At 71.6% G+C, this 16,099-nt stretch carries 15 protein-coding genes; 7 read left to right on the top strand and 8 right to left on the bottom strand.

Annotated features, from left to right (window positions below; translation table 11 throughout):
* Nucleotides 1-2: 2 nt before the first annotated feature.
* Together ACYVGD_RS10605 and ACYVGD_RS10600 are read right to left on the bottom strand one after the other, a co-directional pair.
* On the bottom strand, nucleotides 3-2,825 hold the full coding sequence (locus tag ACYVGD_RS10605) for an FAD-binding and (Fe-S)-binding domain-containing protein (RefSeq protein WP_460743572.1): 2,823 nt from the start codon (nucleotides 2,823-2,825) through the stop codon (nucleotides 3-5).
* A 27-nt stretch (nucleotides 2,826-2,852) separates the two neighbouring features.
* Entirely contained in the window at nucleotides 2,853-3,311 is a 459-nt protein-coding gene (locus tag ACYVGD_RS10600) for a MarR family winged helix-turn-helix transcriptional regulator (RefSeq protein WP_460743570.1), read from the bottom strand.
* Nucleotides 3,312-3,548: 237 nt separating this feature from the next.
* On the opposite strand from ACYVGD_RS10600, the gene ACYVGD_RS10595 reads away from it, so the two are divergent.
* Both ACYVGD_RS10595 and ACYVGD_RS10590 read left to right on the top strand, forming a co-directional pair.
* Nucleotides 3,549-5,402 carry an AMP-dependent synthetase/ligase gene (locus ACYVGD_RS10595; protein ID WP_460743568.1) on the top strand — a complete coding sequence of 618 codons (1,854 nt, stop codon included), beginning with the start codon at nucleotides 3,549-3,551 and terminating at the stop codon, nucleotides 5,400-5,402.
* 4 nt (nucleotides 5,403-5,406) lie between these two features.
* Entirely contained in the window at nucleotides 5,407-6,225 is an 819-nt protein-coding gene (locus ACYVGD_RS10590) for an acyl-CoA thioesterase (RefSeq protein ID WP_460743566.1), read from the top strand.
* Nucleotides 6,226-6,228: 3 nt separating this feature from the next.
* Here ACYVGD_RS10590 and ACYVGD_RS10585 read toward each other — a convergent pair whose 3' ends face one another.
* A complete protein-coding gene (locus tag ACYVGD_RS10585; RefSeq protein ID WP_460743564.1) occupies nucleotides 6,229-7,956 on the bottom strand; it encodes a glycoside hydrolase family 13 protein in 1,728 nt (575 codons plus the stop codon).
* 117 nt (nucleotides 7,957-8,073) lie between these two features.
* Entirely contained in the window at nucleotides 8,074-8,472 is a 399-nt protein-coding gene (locus ACYVGD_RS10580; protein WP_460743742.1) for a globin, read from the bottom strand.
* A 54-nt stretch (nucleotides 8,473-8,526) separates the two neighbouring features.
* On the opposite strand from ACYVGD_RS10580, the gene ACYVGD_RS10575 reads away from it, so the two are divergent.
* Nucleotides 8,527-9,243 carry a DsbA family oxidoreductase gene (locus ACYVGD_RS10575; protein WP_460743562.1) on the top strand — a complete coding sequence of 239 codons (717 nt, stop codon included), beginning with the start codon at nucleotides 8,527-8,529 and terminating at the stop codon, nucleotides 9,241-9,243.
* A gap of 1 nt (nucleotide 9,244) precedes the next feature.
* Here the strand turns inward: ACYVGD_RS10575 and ACYVGD_RS10570 are convergent, their stop codons facing one another.
* Complete coding sequence (locus ACYVGD_RS10570) at nucleotides 9,245-9,838, bottom strand: hypothetical protein (RefSeq protein WP_460743560.1); 594 nt, start codon at nucleotides 9,836-9,838, stop codon at nucleotides 9,245-9,247.
* Between the two features lie 54 nt (nucleotides 9,839-9,892).
* Between ACYVGD_RS10570 and ACYVGD_RS10565 the strand changes: the two genes are divergently transcribed.
* The 3 genes from ACYVGD_RS10565 to ACYVGD_RS10555 are packed head-to-tail and all read left to right on the top strand — an operon-like array spanning nucleotide 9,893 to nucleotide 12,215.
* Nucleotides 9,893-10,588 carry a hypothetical protein gene (locus tag ACYVGD_RS10565; protein WP_460743558.1) on the top strand — a complete coding sequence of 232 codons (696 nt, stop codon included), beginning with the start codon at nucleotides 9,893-9,895 and terminating at the stop codon, nucleotides 10,586-10,588.
* Nucleotides 10,585-11,217, top strand: a complete 633-nt coding sequence (locus ACYVGD_RS10560; protein ID WP_460743556.1) for a lysophospholipid acyltransferase family protein — start codon at nucleotides 10,585-10,587, stop codon at nucleotides 11,215-11,217. The genes ACYVGD_RS10565 and ACYVGD_RS10560 overlap by 4 nt, the downstream gene beginning before the upstream one ends.
* Complete coding sequence (locus ACYVGD_RS10555; RefSeq protein WP_460743554.1) at nucleotides 11,217-12,215, top strand: phosphatidate cytidylyltransferase; 999 nt, start codon at nucleotides 11,217-11,219, stop codon at nucleotides 12,213-12,215. Before ACYVGD_RS10560 ends, ACYVGD_RS10555 begins: the two co-directional genes overlap by 1 nt.
* Nucleotides 12,216-12,233: 18 nt before the next feature.
* Here ACYVGD_RS10555 and ACYVGD_RS10550 read toward each other — a convergent pair whose 3' ends face one another.
* A complete protein-coding gene (locus ACYVGD_RS10550; RefSeq protein ID WP_460743552.1) occupies nucleotides 12,234-13,775 on the bottom strand; it encodes an APC family permease in 1,542 nt (513 codons plus the stop codon).
* A 117-nt stretch (nucleotides 13,776-13,892) separates the two neighbouring features.
* Between ACYVGD_RS10550 and ACYVGD_RS10545 the strand changes: the two genes are divergently transcribed.
* Nucleotides 13,893-14,816 carry an EamA family transporter gene (locus ACYVGD_RS10545; protein ID WP_460743550.1) on the top strand — a complete coding sequence of 308 codons (924 nt, stop codon included), beginning with the start codon at nucleotides 13,893-13,895 and terminating at the stop codon, nucleotides 14,814-14,816.
* 9 nt (nucleotides 14,817-14,825) lie between these two features.
* Here ACYVGD_RS10545 and ACYVGD_RS10540 read toward each other — a convergent pair whose 3' ends face one another.
* The gene (locus ACYVGD_RS10540) at nucleotides 14,826-15,341 is read right to left on the bottom strand and encodes a hypothetical protein (protein ID WP_460743548.1); all 516 of its coding nucleotides are present in this window, start codon (nucleotides 15,339-15,341) and stop codon (nucleotides 14,826-14,828) included.
* 26 nt (nucleotides 15,342-15,367) lie between these two features.
* Nucleotides 15,368-16,093 (bottom strand): mechanosensitive ion channel family protein, encoded by a 726-nt coding sequence (locus tag ACYVGD_RS10535; protein ID WP_460743546.1) that lies wholly within the window; start codon nucleotides 16,091-16,093, stop codon nucleotides 15,368-15,370.
* Nucleotides 16,094-16,099: the final 6 nt, after the last annotated feature.

Genomic DNA, 16,099 nt, shown 5'->3' with positions numbered 1-16,099 from the left:
CGTCAGCGCCCTAGCAGGACCTCGGCGAGCGTCATGGCCTTCCGGCCCTCGAGCTGTTCGAGCTGGATGCGGCAGGAGAACCCGTCGGCCAGCACGATCGCGTCCGGCCCCGCGGCCCGGACCGCGGGCAGCAGGTCGTGCTCGGCGACGGCCACCGACACCTCGTAGTGGCCCTCCTCGACACCGAAGTTGCCGGCCAGGCCGCAGCAGCCGCCGACGGTGACGACCTTCGCGCCGGTCTTCTTCAGCAGCGCCTCGTCGGTCTTCCAACCGAGCACCGACGCGTGGTGGCAGTGGGGCTGGGCGACGACGGTGCGGCCGGTCAGATCGGGCAGGGGTACCTCGTCGGCGTGGGTGAGGACCTCGGCGAGCGTGAAGACGCCCTGGGCCACCTCGCGCACGCGCTCGTCGTCGGGCAGCAGCTCGAGCGCGTCGGTGCGCCACACCGCGAGGCACGACGGTTCGACCCCGACGACGGGGATGCCCTCGGCGACCAGGGGGTGGAGCACGCCGACGGCTTGGCGCAGCTGGCGGCGGGCCCCCTCGCGCTGGCCGGTGGAGATCCAGGTCAGTCCGCAGCAGGCCTGACGGTCGAGGAAGCGCGGGGCGAAGCCCGCGGCGACGAGGACGTCGATGATCGCGTGGAGGCCCTCGTGCTCGAAGCAGTCGGAGAACGAGTCGACCCACACCACGACCGGCTTGCCGGACGTGGCGGGCACGTCGACCTTCGCGGAGTTGCGGCCGGCGGCGAAGCGCGGCAGCGAGCGACGCTGGTCGACGCCCGCGGTCCACTTCATGACGTTGCGTACACCGGGCACGACGCCGGCCAGGTTCACCAGCGGGCCCACCTTCAGCTTCGAGATGAGGCGCCCCCAGCGCGGCAGCATGCCGAGTGCGTAGTGGGAGCGAGGGCGCACCTTGCCGGCGTACGCGTGGTCGAGGGCCTCGGACTTGTAGGCGGCCATGTCGATGCCCGTGGGGCAGTCGCGGTAGCAGCCCTTGCAGGACAGGCACAGGTCGAGCGCCTCAAGCACCTCGGGGGAGTCCCAGCCCTTCACGATGTCGCCGTTGACCATCTCCTGCAGGACGCGCGAGCGGCCGCGGGTGGAGTCCTTCTCGTTGCCGGTGGCCTGATAGCTGGGGCACATCACGCCGCCGCCGGCGGTCGTGTCGGCGAGGCACTTGCCGACGCCGGAGCACTGGTGGACGGCCTCCACGAACAGCGGGTCCTTCTTGAACAAGGGCTTGGTGCGGATCTGCGGCACGCGCAGGTCCGCCTCGACCGGTCGCGGGTCGACGAGGACGCCGGGGTTGAGCAGGTTCGCGGGGTCGAAGATCGCCTTGACCTTCGCCATGAGGCCGAGCGCCTCGGCGGAGTACATCTTCGGCAGCAGCGCTGAGCGGGCGCGGCCGTCGCCGTGCTCGCCGGACATCGAGCCGCCGTAGCCGGCGACCAGCTCGGCGGCCTCCTCGACGAACGCCCTGTAGGCCTGGGCGCCGCCCTCGCGGTCGAGGGGGAAGTCGATGCGGCAGTGGACGCAGCCGTCGCCGAAGTGCCCGTACGGCAGCCCGTGCAGGTCGTGCTTCTTCAGCAGCGCGTCGAAGTCGCGCAGGTAGGCGCCGAGCTTCTCCGGCGGCACGGCGGCGTCCTCCCAGCCCCCGTACGCTGGCCGCTCCAGCGAGACGCCGGCGAGCCCGGCGCCGTCCTCGCGGATCTTCCACAGCGCCGTCGCCTCGGTCGCGTCCTCGACGACCCGGCCCTCCAGCGGGTTGGCGTCGGCCAAGAGGGCTTCGGCGCGCTCGCGCAGGCGTACGGGGTCGTCGTCGACGAGCTCGACGAGCATCCAGCCGTCGCCCTTCGGCAGGGTCGGAACGGCGGCGGGGCCCTTGGCGTGTGCGACGACGTCGACAATACGGCGGTCGAGGCCCTCGGCGGCGGTGGGGCTGTGGCGGCCGAGCACGACGGCGTCGTCCCCGGCCTCGGGCATCGACGCGTAGCCGAGCGCGACCATGACCTTGTGGGGTGCGTCTGCGACGAGGCGTACGGTCAGCTCGGTCATCGTGACGAGGGTGCCCTCGGTGCCGGACAGGAAGCGGGCGACGTCGAAGCCGTTCTCGGGCAGCAGGTGTTCCAGCGAGTAGCCCGAGACCTGGCGGCCAAAGCGGCCGAACTCGGTGCGGATCAGGGCGAGGTTGTCGGCGACCAGCGAGCGCAGCGCGTCGAGGGTGGGGGAGGCGGGAGCCTCCTCGCCGGAGACGAGGCGGAGGCGCTCGCCGTTGCCGCAGACCACCTCGACGGCCATGACGTTGTCGGCGCTGCGGCCATATCCCATGGCCCGCGGCCCGCAGGCGTTGTTGCCGACCATGCCGCCGACGGTGCACCGGGTGTGGGTCGACGGGTCCGGGCCGAAGCGCAGGCCGTGGGGGGCGGCGGCCTTCTGGAGGGCGGCGTGGACCGTGCCGGGCTGCACGGTCGCCGTGCGCGCCACGGTGTCGATGGCCAGCACCTGGTTGAGGTGGCGCCGGGTGTCGACGACGAGGCCGGGGCCGACGGCGTTGCCGGCGCAGGACGTGCCGGCGCCGCGGGCGGTCAACGGCGTACGCGTCTCGCGGGCCAGGTCGACGAGGGCCTCGAGCTCGGCGCGGGTGCGCGGGAACCCGACCATCTGGGGTGGTACGCGGTAGAGCGAAGCGTCGGACGAGTAGAGCGCGCGGGTGAGGCCGGAGGTGTCCACCACGCCCGGCAGGTCACGCTCGGCGCGGGCGACGAGGGCGGGGCTCGCGAGAGGGGTGGTCGGTTCGGTGTGTGACGTCGTGGCGGACATGGGCCAAGTCTGCCAAAGTGTCGCCGATCAGTCCTCCACGTCCAGCACGGCCTGGAAGCCGCGTCCGATCGCCTGGAAGTCGTCGGGGCTGACGGCCTCGACGAAGATGCGGCGCACGCTCTCGACGTGGGTGGGGGCGGCGTTGCGCAGCAGTTCGAACCCGGCCGGCGTGAGGTGTGCCCACACTCCGCGGCGGTCGTCGCCGCACGACATGCGCTCGACGAGGTCCTGCTTCTCCATGCGGGCCACGGTGTGGGTCAGGCGCGAACGGGACTGGTGGACGCGGGCGGCCAGGTCGGACATGCGCAGGCGGCGCTCCGGGGCCTCCTCGAGGCAGACGAGGATCTCGTACTCGCCGAGGTCGATGCCGAACTGGCGCAGGTCGTCGTCAAGCACCTCGTTGATCCGAGCGGCCGCAAGGAGATAGGTCCTCCAGATGCGCTGCTGCTCGGCGTTAAGCCATCGTGCCTTGACCCGTTCCACCACAGAGCCATACTAAGCGTTGTTGCTTCAACCACGTCCTTGCTGCGGGCCGGCGGGGGCAGAATTTTCTGGTCCACCGACCAAGAACTGCACCTTCCTCGCTTCCCCCGAAGGCAACTGGTGAGTAACTTAGCCCCTCGAGACAGGTGGCGGGTGTCTCGAAGTTCGTCCCCCGCCCCGGGTCATCTTGTAGCATCGCCCCACGCACGGCGGAGCAGCCGCGCCCTGATCGGAGGACTCATGAAGACCGATACACCGCTCGTCGACCGAGAAGCCCTGGCCGCGGAGCTGGCCGACCGGGCGCGCAGCGTGGGGGCCATGCTCGACCGCCGCGTACGCGAGACCCCCGACAATGTGGCGTTCCGCTATCCGGACGCCCAAGAGAACTGGCAGGACCTCACCTGGCGTCAGAGCGCGGAGATCGCCCACGACATCGCAGCCGGACTGCTCGCCGTGGGCCTGCAGCCCGAGGAGCGCGTGGCCATCGCCGCGACCACCCGCGTCGAGTGGATCCTCGCCGACCTCGGCGTCATGTGCGCCGGCGGCGCGACGACCACGGTCTACCCGACCACCCAGCACGACGACGTGTCGTTCATCCTCACCGACTCCGCCTCGCGCGTGGCGATCATCGAGGACGGCGTACAGCTCCAAAAGCTGCTGCGACACCCCGAGATCGTCGACACCCTGCTGGCGATCGTCATGATGGACGGCGACTCCGAGCTCGACAACGTCCACTCGTGGGCGGCCTTCCAGGAGATGGGCCGTGCCTACAGCGCCGAGCACCCCGACGCGGTGCGCGAGGCCATCGAGGTCACCGGTCCCGACAGCCTGTCGACACTCATCTACACCTCCGGCACGACCGGCCGGCCCAAGGGCGTGCGCCTGCCCCACGACGCCTGGGCGTACGAGGGTCGCTCGGTCGAGCTCTTCCGTCTCCTGCAGCCCGAGGACGTCCAGCTGCTGTGGCTCCCGCTGTCGCACGTGTTCGGCAAATGCCTGCTGGCCATCCAGCTGCAGATCGGCTTCACCACCGCCGTCGACGGGCGCATCGACCGCATCGTCGACAACCTCGCCACCATCCGCCCCACGTGGATGGCCGGGGCACCGCGCATCTTCGAGAAGGTGCGCGCCAAGGTGATGATGACCTCCGCGTCCGGTGTGAAGAACCGCATCGCGCGCTGGGCCTTCAAGGTCGGCCACGAGTCGATCCCGTACCGCCTCGACGGCCGCCCGATGCCGAAGGCGCTCGCCGCGCAGTACGCGCTCGCCGACAAACTGGTCTTTTCCAAGCTGAAGCAGAAGCTCGGCGGAAACCTGCGCTTCATGGTCTCGGGCTCCGCCAAGCTGAGCAAGCAGGTGCAGGACTGGTTCTATGCCGCCGGCATCCTCGTGTTCGAGGGTTACGGCATGACCGAGACGTCGGCGGTGACATTCCTCAACGACCCCCGCGAGCCGATCTTCGGCAGCGTCGGCTCGGCGATGCCCGGAACGAAGGCGAAGGTCGCCGACGACGGCGAGATCCTGGTGAAGGGCCCGGGCGTCATGCGCGGCTACCACAACCTGCCCGAGATGGACGCCGAGGTGTTCACCGACGGCTGGTTCCACACCGGTGACATCGGCCAGATCGACGATCAGGGCAACCTGCGCATCACCGACCGCAAGAAGGACCTCATCAAAACCTCCGGCGGCAAGTACGTCGCCCCGCAGAAGGTCGAGGGCGCGCTCGTCGCCAACTGTCCCTACATCTCCCAGGTCGTGGCGTACGGCGAGGGCCGCAAGTACATGTCGGCGCTCGTCGCCCTCGACCCGGAGGCCCTGCGGAGCTGGGCCGGGCACCACGACAACGGCTCGCTGAAGTCGCTCAGCGACGAGCAGCTGCTGGCCCACGACGAGGTCAAGGCGATGGTCCAGCGCTACGTCGACGCCGCCAACCAGCGCCTCGAGCGCTGGGAGACCGTCAAGCGCTTCGCGATCCTTCCCGGTGAGCTCAACGTCGACGACGGCACCACCACGCCCTCGCTGAAGATCCGCCGCGCGCAGGTCACCCAGAAGTACGCCGACCTCGTCGAGTCGCTGTACGACAAGGAGGACTGACGGGGTGCAGGTCTTCGACATCCCGACGCGTTGGGCCGACCAGGACGTCCAGTCCCACGTCAACAGCGCCACGTTCGTCGAATACCTGCAGGAGGCCCGCACCGAGCTCCTGCTGTCCGGCCCCAACGCCCACATGCTGGGCGGGGGAGTGGTGGTCACCGGCCACCAGGTCGAGTACCTCCGTCAGGTCCTCCACGGCCAGGACGTCCAGGCCCGCGTGTGCGTCGACCAGCTCGGAGCGGCGCGGTTCAGCCTGGCGTACGACATCGTCGCCGACGGCGAGGTCGCGCTGCGGGCGCGTACGGTCCTGTGCCCGTTCGACTTCGAGGCCCAGGCCGTACGCCGGCTCACGCCCGCCGAGCGCGACCATTTCGCGGCGCTGCAGGACGACGTGGAGCCGCTGCGTGACCTGCCGCGCATCGCGGGGGTCGGCGACCAGGGGGCGTACGTCCATCCGTTGCGGGTGCGGTGGGGCGACCTCGACGCGTACGGCCACGTCAACAACGTGCGCGCCTACGAGTACATCCAGGAGGCGCGCATCGCCATGATGGCGGGCAGCGGCAAGGGCCACATGTGGCTCGTCGTGCGCCAGGACGTCGACTACGTCTCGCAGATGGAGTTCCGGCGCGAGCCATACTCGGCGCGCTGCGCCGTCACCAAGATGGGCAACACCTCGATGACGATCGGCTGCGACGTCGTCGACGACCCGTCGGGCACGGTGTTCCACCGCAGCCGCACTGTGCTGGTCTGCGGTGACCGTGAAGGCCGGCCCGCGCCGATCCCGGAGACCGTCCGGGACCGGCTCGCGCCCTGGGTGGTCTGAGCCTCAGACCTTCAGCCAGACCGCCTCGTCGGAGCCGACCACACCGCTGGTCGCGTCGCCGGAGTGCACCAGCACCGTCGCCCCGGCGGGGATCTCCCACGGGGTCGAACCGAAGTTCACGACGCAGCGGAACCCCGGCTCGCGCGTGAACGACAGCACGTCGGCGGGGGTGTCCTCGTCCCACGTGAGGTCGCCGTCGCCCAGCGCCGGGTTCGCGCGTCGCTCGGCGAGCGCCCGCCGGTAGAGGTTCAGGTGGGACCCGGGGTCGCCGGCCTGATCGGCGGCCGTCCGACCCGCCCAGCGCTCCGGCTGCGGCAGCCACGGCTCGCCGGCGTCGCCGCCGAAGCCGAACGGCGCCTGCTCGCCCTCCCACGGCATGGGGACGCGGCACCCGTCGCGGCCACGGATCAGGCGGCCCGAACGCTCCCACGTCGGGTCCTGCAGCGCGTCCTCGGGCAGGTCCTCGACCTCGTCGAGGCCCAGCTCGTCGCCCTGGTAGACGTAGCAGCCGCCCGGCAGCGCCAGCTCCAGCAGCGCCGCGGCGCGGGCGCGGCGGCGGCCCAGCTCCAGGTCGACGGGCATGCCGGCGTAGTGGTGCCACTCGCGGCCCAGGTGCTCCGGCAGCATGCCGTCGGCGGTGAACGTACGCCCCGTCTCGGGCTTGCCGAAGCGGGTCGCCACGCGGGGCGTGTCGTGGTTGGACAGCACCCACGTCGTCGGGGCTCCCACCGCGGCGTGCGTGCGGCGCGACGCGTCGATCACGTTGCGCTGCGACTCGGGCGTCCACTCGCACAGCAGGTGGTCGAAGTTGAACGTCGTGTGGAGCCGGCCCGGCTCGACGTAGGAGACCAGGCGCTCGATCGGGTCGAGGTAGGCCTCGGAGACGAACACGCGGCCGCCGAGCTCGGAGTCCGCGTACTCGTCGGCGACGGTCCGCCAGCGGCGGTGGATCTGCTCGATCTGCGGGTGGACGTCCCACAGCGGGGCGCCCGGTTCCTTGTTCTTCGACGTGCCGAAGCCGGTCGTCGGGTCGACCGGCAGGTCGGGCAGCGAGGGATCCTTGGCCATCGAGTCGGCCACGTCGACGCGGAACCCGTCGACGCCGCGGTCGAACCAGAAGCGCAGCACCGAGTCGAACTCGTCGGCGACCGCGGGGTTGTCCCAGTTCCAGTCGGGCTGGCGGACGTCGAACATGTGCAGGTACCACTGCTCGGGTCGGCCCTCGGGGTCGGTGACTCGCTCCCACATCGGGCCGCCGAAGAGGGCCTCCCAGTTGTTGGGCGGCTCGGCGCTGTCGTCGCCGCGGCCGTCGCGGAACCAGAACAGCTCCCGCTCGGCCGAGCCCGGACCAGCGGCCAGCGCCTTCTGGAACCACGGGTGCTCGTCGGAGCAGTGGTTGGGCACGAGGTCGATCATCACGCGCAGACCGCGGGCGTGGGCCTTCGCGATGAGTTCGTCGGCGTCGGCGAGCGTGCCGAAGTCGGGATGGATGTCGCGGTAGTCGGAGACGTCGTAGCCGCCGTCGGCCAGTGGCGACGGGTACCACGGCGAGACCCAGATGGCGTCCACGCCCAGGTCGGCGAGGTAGTCGAGGCGGTCGATGATGCCGCGCACGTCACCGATCCCGTCACCGTTCGCATCGGCGAACGAGCGGGGATAGACCTGGTAGACGACGGCGGATCGCCACCAGTCGTGGTCGCTCAGGCGGGTGCGGGCGGACTCGGGCGTCATGGGACGGCTCCTCGGAGGGCTGTGTTCGGTCCGCCCACCCTACCGAAAGGTCAGGAGCACGGGGGAGGGGCTCCTCCCTGAAGAAGAGTGTGGGTTCGGCTGCAGGCGGTGGCTCCGTCAGCGGTGGTTCACCATGGCGTCGGCGGCGCGCTTGAAATAGTCGCGCATGACCGTGGCGTACGCCTCGTCGAGGCCGAGCTCGTCGAGCGAGGTGAGCATGTAGCGAAGCCACGTGTCGCGCTCGGCGGTGGTGATGGTGAACGGGATGTGGCGCATCCGCAGGCGAGGGTGGCCGCGACGCTCCTGGTAGGTCGTGGGGCCACCCCAGTACTGCTCCAGGAACATCCTCAGCCGGTCCTCCGCGGGGCCGAGGTCCTCCTCGGGATACAGCGCGCGGAAGTCGATGTCGGCGGCGACCTGCTCGTAGAAGCGGTGGACGAGCCGGACGAACGTCTCGTGGCCACCCACGGCCTCGTAGAAGGTCTGGGACGGCTCGGGCGTACGCGGTGTCGGCATCACGACGACGAGTCTAGGAGGGAATACCCGGCGCCGAGCGGTGTTCGTGCGGGTGTGAGAATCGACATCTGGTCAGATATCGCGTGCCCCTGGTGCTACATCGGGCTGACGCGCTTCCGCCGCGCGCTCGACGCGTTCCCCCAGCGCGACGAGGTTGAGGTCGTGCTGCACAGCTTCCTGCTCGACCCGGACCTGCCCGAGTCGTACGCCGGCTCGGAGGTCGACTACCTGTCGCAGCGCAAGGGCATCTCCACCGCGCAGGTCGAGCAGATGATCGGCCACGTGGCCGCCCAAGCCGTGGGCGAGGGCCTCACCATGGACTTCGACGCCCTGCAGGTCGCCAGCAGCCGCCGGGCCCACCGGCTGCTGCACGAGGCACGCCACGCCGACGCCACCGGTCGACTCGTGTGGGACCTCGAGCTCGCGCTCCTGGAGGCCCACTTCGCCGACGGCGAGTCGATCTCCGACCCCGACACCCTCGTCCGCCTCGCGGAGGAAGTCGGTTTGGACGCCGACGCGGCTCGCGCGTCGCTCGACTCCCCGGCGCGGGAGGAGGAGGTCCAGGCCGACCTGGCCCGTGCCGGCGCCATCGGCGTGAGCGGTGTGCCGTTCTTCGTGCTGGCCGAGAAGTACGGCTTGTCCGGCGCCCAGCCCGCCGAGGCGTTCGCGCAGGCGCTGGCTCGGGTCTGGGCCGAGCTGCACCCCGGCGTGCAGAAGCTCGACCTGCAGGGCATGGAGCCGGGCGAGGCCTGCGGGCCCGACGGCTGCTGAGTCAGCGCTCCTCGCCGGCGGCCTCGCGGCCGACGGTGCGGAAATACCACGCGTAGAAGGCTATCCAGAACGCCGCGTGCGTGGGCGTGACCAGGCGCTCGGCCCGCTCGCGGCCCACCATGCGGTCGGCCAGCGCCCGCAGTCCCGCGGCGAGTCCCACGACCAGCACGAATCGCGGCGTACGCGCGGGCACCGACCAGGCGGCGAACGCGGCGGGGGAGAGCCCCCTGTGGCCCGCCGACCGCGCGTACACCTTGTAGGGGATGCCACGCAGGGGGCCCAGCACCATCGCACGCAGCCCGCCGTCGGTGACCTCGACGTCGACCCGGTCGACCATCGCGCCCGAGATCGACGGGATCCGGCGCAGCGCCGCCCGGGTCCGCGCGGGGTCGTTCGCGCGGGCCCAGTCGTACGTCACGAGGCCACCGGCCACCGCGCCCGCGACCGCGGAGCCCACCGTCACGAACGCCCGCCGCGGCCGCCGCGCGGCGACCCTGGTCAGCCCGACATCCGGCACGAGGAAGAAGAACGTCGCCTCGGCGAACCCCCAGGCGAAGGCCCCGGCATGGTCACGGACGCAGGTGCGGTCGGTCATGCGACCATGATCGCCGCGACAGGGGTCGGCCCCCAGCGCCCCTACCGTGGACACATGGCAACACCTCGATCCGCTGCCCCGTTGCACGGGCGGGACCGCCGAGAGATCCCACAGCGCGACACGCGTTGGGCGGCCCGCCTGGCCGATGTGCTCGCCGCCATGAGGCTCACGCCGAACGCCATCTCCGTGTGGTCGGTCGTGCTCTGCGCCATCGCCGCGGCGTGTCTCGTGGCCTCCGCGTACGCCGGCCCCCGCTGGGCGCTCCTGCTCGTCGCGGCAGTCCTGGTGCCGCTGCGGCTGCTGTGCAACATGCTCGACGGCATGCTGGCTGTCGAGCACGACCTGCGTACGCCGACCGGTGACCTGTTCAACGAGGTGCCCGACCGGCTCGCTGACCTGTTCGTCATCGCCGCCGCGGGCTATGCGACGGCGGGCGTGTGGACCGTCGGCGGGATCGACCTCGGCGTCGCGCTGGGCTGGGCCTCAGCCGCCGCGGCGGTGCTGACCGCTTATGTCCGCACCCTCGGCGCGGCCAACGGCGTCGGCAACTTCTTCGACGGGCCCGCCTCGAAGCCGAACCGCATGTGGATGCTCGTCGTCGCCTGCCTGGTGTCGATGCTGGAGCCGGTGCTGGGCTGGCCGCGCGGCATCGTGCTCGCCGTCGTGCTCGTCGCCATCGGGCTCGGCTCGGTCACCACGGTCATCGTCCGGCTGCGCCGCATCGCCGCCGCCCTGGAGGCGAAGGGATGAGTGCTACCCATGCGACCGTCGCGTTCCTTGTCCGCCTCGTCACGGGCGCGAAGCCCGTCACCCAGGAGGGCGGGACGGCCGTCGAGCTGCCGCACCCGTGCGTCCTGTACGCCAACCACTCCTCCCACCTCGACTTCCTCACGCTGTGGGCGCTGCTGCCCGGTGACGAGCGGCGCCGCGTACGCCCCGTCGCCGCCGCCGACTACTGGGGCTCCGGCTGGAAGGCCGCCGCCGCGCAGCGGCTGTTCAATCCGCTGCTCGTCGAGCGAGGCAAGGGCGGGCCGGCGCAGCCGAGGCGCCCCGGCGGCCAGGTCGACAGGCTCTGCGAGGCGTTGGACGCCGGCGACTCACTGGCGATCTTCCCCGAGGGCACCCGCGGCGACGGCGAGCGGATCGCCGACTTCCAGGCGGGCATCGCCCGCATCGCCGCCGCCCGGCCCGACGTGCCGATCATCCCGGTCGCGCTCGCCAACGTCGGGCGCATCCTGCCGAAGGGTTCAGTCGTGCCGGTGCCCGTGCTGGTGAGCGCGACGTTCCTGCCGCCGGTGGTGCGCGGGGCCGACGAGGCCGAGGCCGGCTACCTCGCCCGCGCCCGGCAGGCGCTCGTCGACGCACTGCAGGAGAAGTGATGCCCCGCATCGGCCTCATCGACACCACTGGCTGGACGCTCCTGGCCGGCGTCCTGGTCCTGCTCGTGGCCGCCTCGACCACCACCGAGGTGCTGGCCCGCACGAAGCTGTCTGCCGACCACCACGCGGGGCTGGTGCAGAATCTGCGCCTGCGCATCGGCGCCTGGTGGATGATGATCGGCGTCATCGCCGGCGCGTTGGCGCTCGGCGAGACTGCGACGGTCGTCATGTTCGCGCTGCTGTCGCTGCTGGCACTGCGTGAGTTCATCACGATCTCGCCGACCACCCAGAAGGACCACCACGCGCTGGTGTGGATGTTCTGGGTGGCGCTGCCGATCCACTACCTGGCGGTGTGGCAGCACTGGTACGGCTTCTTCGCGATCTTCATCCCGGTGTACGCGTTCCTGTTCCTGCCCGTCCGCCAGGCGCTCATGGGGGAGACCAAGGACTTCCTGCGCAGGGCGTCGGTCGTGCAGTGGGCGCTCATGGTCTGCGTGTATGCCCTCAGCCACGCCCCGGCGCTGCTGCAGCTGCCCGTCGCCATGGAGCACGGGCGGCAGGTCGCCGAGGGCTCGCCGCCCGGCTCGGGTGGCCCCGCGGGCGCGAACCTGCTGCTGTTCCTCGTGATCGTGGTGCAGGGCTCCGACGTCTTCCAGTACCTGTGGGGCAAGACCACGGGTCGCCACCGCATCGCGCCGACGGTGAGTCCCAACAAGACGTGGGAGGGCTTCGTCGGCGGCGTGCTGTCCGCGACCGTGCTGGGCGCGTTCCTGTGGTGGGTCACGCCGTTCAGCCCCTGGGTCGCCGCCGCGCTCGCGTTCGTCGCGTGCCTGCTGGGCTTCGCAGGCGGGCTGGTCATGAGCGCCACCAAGCGTGACCGCGGCGTGAAGGACTTCGGCGCGCTGATCCCCGGCCACGGCGGCATCATGGACCGCGTCGACTCGCTGGTCTTCGCCGCGCCGGTGTTCTTCCACCTCGTCCGGTTCTTCTTCGCCTAGCGGCCCTGCCCCCGGCGATCAGGCGTCGAGCAGCGCCGGGTCGACCTCGGCGGTCTCCGGCAGGCGGCGGGCGAGCGCGTGGGTGGTGAAGTACGCCGGGCGTACGCGGCGCCACCACCACATCAGCGGCAACCCGGCCAGCAGGCCCACGACCCCGAAGACGAACACCCCGCCGACCTGCAGGCCGCCCACGGCGATGCGCGTCTCGTCGGCGCCCGGGGTCCAGGCGTCGACGGCCGTCCAGGCGGCGGCGAGCAGGAGGAGCACGCCGCCGACGGCGGGCAGCACGACACGGCTCAGGCGCGCCTCGCGGTGGTTCCGGTACAGCGCGCTGGAGGCCAGCGCGGTCAGTCCGTAGTAGAAGCCGATCGCGACACCGCACGCCGACACCGCGTCGGCGATCCCCCGACCCTCGGCGAGGAAGTTGAGCGGCACGTACAGCGCCACCGACACCGCGCCCATCGCCCACGTCGAGACCGTCGGGGTGGCGTGGCGCGGGTGGACGCGGGCGAAGACCTCCGGCAGCGCGCCGTGGTGGGCCATCGAGAGGGTCGTGCGCGCGGTCGGCAGCAGCGTGGTCTGGGTGGACGCCGCGGCCGACGTGAGCACCATCAGCACCAGCAGCGCCGCGCCCGCACGGCCCAGCAGGCTGTCGCCGAAGACCGTGTGGGCCAGCGCCGCGACCACGTCGTCGACGTGCTCGGGGTTGGCCAGCCCGGCACCATCGGTGCCGACCCCGGCGACGGCCTGCGCGCCGACGGCGAACAGCACGTAGACCGCGAGCAGCACGACCGTCGACCAGACCGCGGCCAGCCCGGGGAGGCGACGCGGCTGGCGGGACTCCTCGTTGACGCTGAGCACCGAGTCCCAGCCCCAGTAGAGGAACACCATGAGCAGGATGCCGCCGGTCAGCTGGCCCGGCGGCACGCGCGTGGGGTCGAACCAGGTCCAGTCCGGCCGGGTCGAGCCGGGCAGCGGGCCGCCGGGTGTGGCGTACACCCGCCAGAGCGCGACCACGGAGAAGACGACCAGCATCACGGTCTCGACCAGCACCAGCACCTGCTGCAGGCGCGCGGTCAGGCCGATGCCGCGTACGCACAGCCAGGTCAGGAGCACGATGAAGGCGACCCCCAGGGCGAGCACGGCCGGATGGGTGGCGTCGGTGCCGATGGAGCGTACGCCGAGCAGCAGGAACGTGTACTGCCCGGCGACCTGCGCCAGCGAGGCCATCACCAGCACGTCGCACACCACGATCGCCCACCCGGCCATCCACCCCCACGACGGGCCGAACGCGCGGGCGACCCACACGAACGACGTGCCGCAGTCGGGCTCGGCCCGGTTCAGCGCGTGGTAGCCGAGGGCCGCGCAGAAGACGGGGACGAACGCCAGCAGCACCACCGCGGGTGCCTGGAACCCGACCGCGGCGGCGACCAGCCCGATCGTGGCGGTCATGGAGTACGCGGGTCCCGTCGAGGCCACCCCGATGGCCAACGAGTCGGCCAGGCCGAGGACCCCGGCGCGGAGCCCCTTGCGGCCCGAGGCCGCGGCGTCTTGCTTCACGCCGGAAGCGTAGGGGGACGGGCCCGCGTCGCGCCACGCCGCCGTGCGTCCGTCGAGGGTGTCCACCGATGGTGGACATCGATGGTGGTCGGCGTCGATCGCTGCCACGCTGGTGCGGTGACCGACGACCACCGCGGGCTGCCGCCCTCCCACGTCCTGCTGGCCTGCGCCGTGGCGGTCCTGTGGGGCCTGAACTTCCTCGCCATCCACGCCTCGCTGACGCACTTCCCGCCGCTGTTCCTCGTGGCGCTGAGGTTCTTCCTGCTGGCGGTGCCGACGGTGCTGCTGGTGCCCCGGCCGAAGGTGCCGCTGAAGTGGCTCATCGGCTACGGCATGGGGTTCGGCGTGCTGCAGTTCGCGTTCCTCTACACCGGCATGGCGGCGGGGCTGCCGTCGGGAGTCGCGTCGCTGGTGCTGCAGGCCTCGGGGCCGTTCACGCTCATCCTCGGAGCGCTGCTGCTCAAGGAGCGCGTCCACGCCCGCCAGAAGGTCGGGGTCGCCATCGCCGTCGCCGGCATGGCGCTCGTCGGGCTGTCGCGCGCCGGGGCCTCCCAGCTGCTGCCCTACGTGCTGGTGCTGCTGGGCGCGCTCGGCTGGGCGCTGGGCAACCTGTCCAGCCGCCTCGCGAAGCCGCCGAACCCGCTGCACCTGTCGCTGTGGATGTCGGTCGTGCCGCCGCTGCCGATGCTGCTGGTCTCCCTGGCGCTGGAGGGGCCCACGGCGATCCGGCACAGCCTCGCCACCTCGCTGACCGCGGCCGCGGTGCCGGCGTGGGTGGGACTGGCGTACACGATCGTGCTGGCGACCATCGTCGGCTCGGGCATCTGGACCTGGTTGCTGAAGCGGCATCCCGCCGGGGTCGTCGGCCCGTTCTCGATGCTCGTCCCCGTCGTCGGCATGGCGACCGCCGCCGTCGTGCTGGGGGAGCGCCCCACGTGGCTCGAGCTGCTGGGAGGTGCCGTCGTCATCGGCGGTGTCCTGCTGCAGGCCTCCCGGCCCCGCCGCCGGACCGAACCGGTGGTCGAGCCGACCGCCGCCTGAGGCGGGGCGTCAGCGCCGCGAGCCGATCTCTCGGTGCCAGTACGCGGCGTTCTCGCTGGTCGTGCGCAGGATCGCGTCGGGTTCGGGATCGGCGGGCCACAGGTCGATGACGTAGCGGTCGAGGACCTCCTCGGCGAACTCGTCGGCCGCGCCCTCGTCGCGACCCGTCGCTCCGACGCGTACGCGGTAGGACCCGTCGGGGAGCTCCAGCTCGCCGCCACCCATGCCGCCCCAGGTCTCCCAGTGCGGCTCACCGGCCACCACGACGGACACCTCCACCACGTCCTCGGCCTCTGCATCGACCGCCGGGGCGACGTCGTGCAGCACGATCCGCACGCCGGACCCACCGCTGCGACGGGCGAGGTTCACATACATCCCGTGCGGGTTCGCGGCCCCGACCAGGCCGTTGACCTGACCGGCGAAGCTGCGGTCCCAGTCGCCGTCGAAGACGCCGTCCCAGGTCCAGCGCAGATCGAGCTGGCCGTAGTCGGTCTCGACGACCTCGTCCAGAAGCACGGTCTCCATGGGCTGATCCTACCAGCCGCACGGGTTCACGCCCGCGGCTCGTCGACCGCCTTCTGCGCAGCCGCGCCGCCCGCGGCCGCCTCGGTCGTCGGACCGGCGGGCTGCGGCGGCTGCACCGCGGCGGTCTCGACCTTGCCGCTGGCCGGGGCGTACGACAGGGTCCAGGCCGCGGCGGGCGGCACGACGGGTCGGTCGGAACCGCCCTGGGAGTAGTTGCCGACGCGCAGGACCTCGCCGTTGCGGACGTACCAGACGTTGCCGTTGTCGTCGCGGAGCTTGGTGACGCGCAGGCCGACCGCCTCGACGGTGCCCGACGCCTTCTCCATGTCGACGTAGTCGCCGACGCCGATCTGGTCCTCGACCAGCATGAACACGCCCGACAGGAGGTCCTTGATGATCGATTGCAGGCCGAACGCGACCGCCACGCCCATCACCGAGGTGCCCGCGATGATCGTGGTCACGTTGAAGCCGAGCTCGTCGAGGATCGTGATGCCGAAGACGACGGAGATCACCGTCGTCACCACCGCGCGCGTCATCGAGGCCAACGCGTTGATCCGCTGGTCGCGGCGCTCGCTGGCCACGCGCGGCCGGTCGGCCTCACGGCCGGCGACGAGCCGCCGCACCGCCGCGTTGATGAGGTGGTGCAGCACCGACCTCAGCACGATCGCGATGAGCAGCAGCACCGCCACCCGGACCGGGGCCCAGGCCATCACCTCGTCGAGCGTGTGGGGGATCGACCAGCGGGGACCCATGCGTAC

The sequence above is a fragment of the Mariniluteicoccus endophyticus genome, from assembly GCF_054780035.1.
Note: the sequence above shows the minus strand (reverse complement) of the source record. Positions and strands in the feature narration are given on the sequence as shown.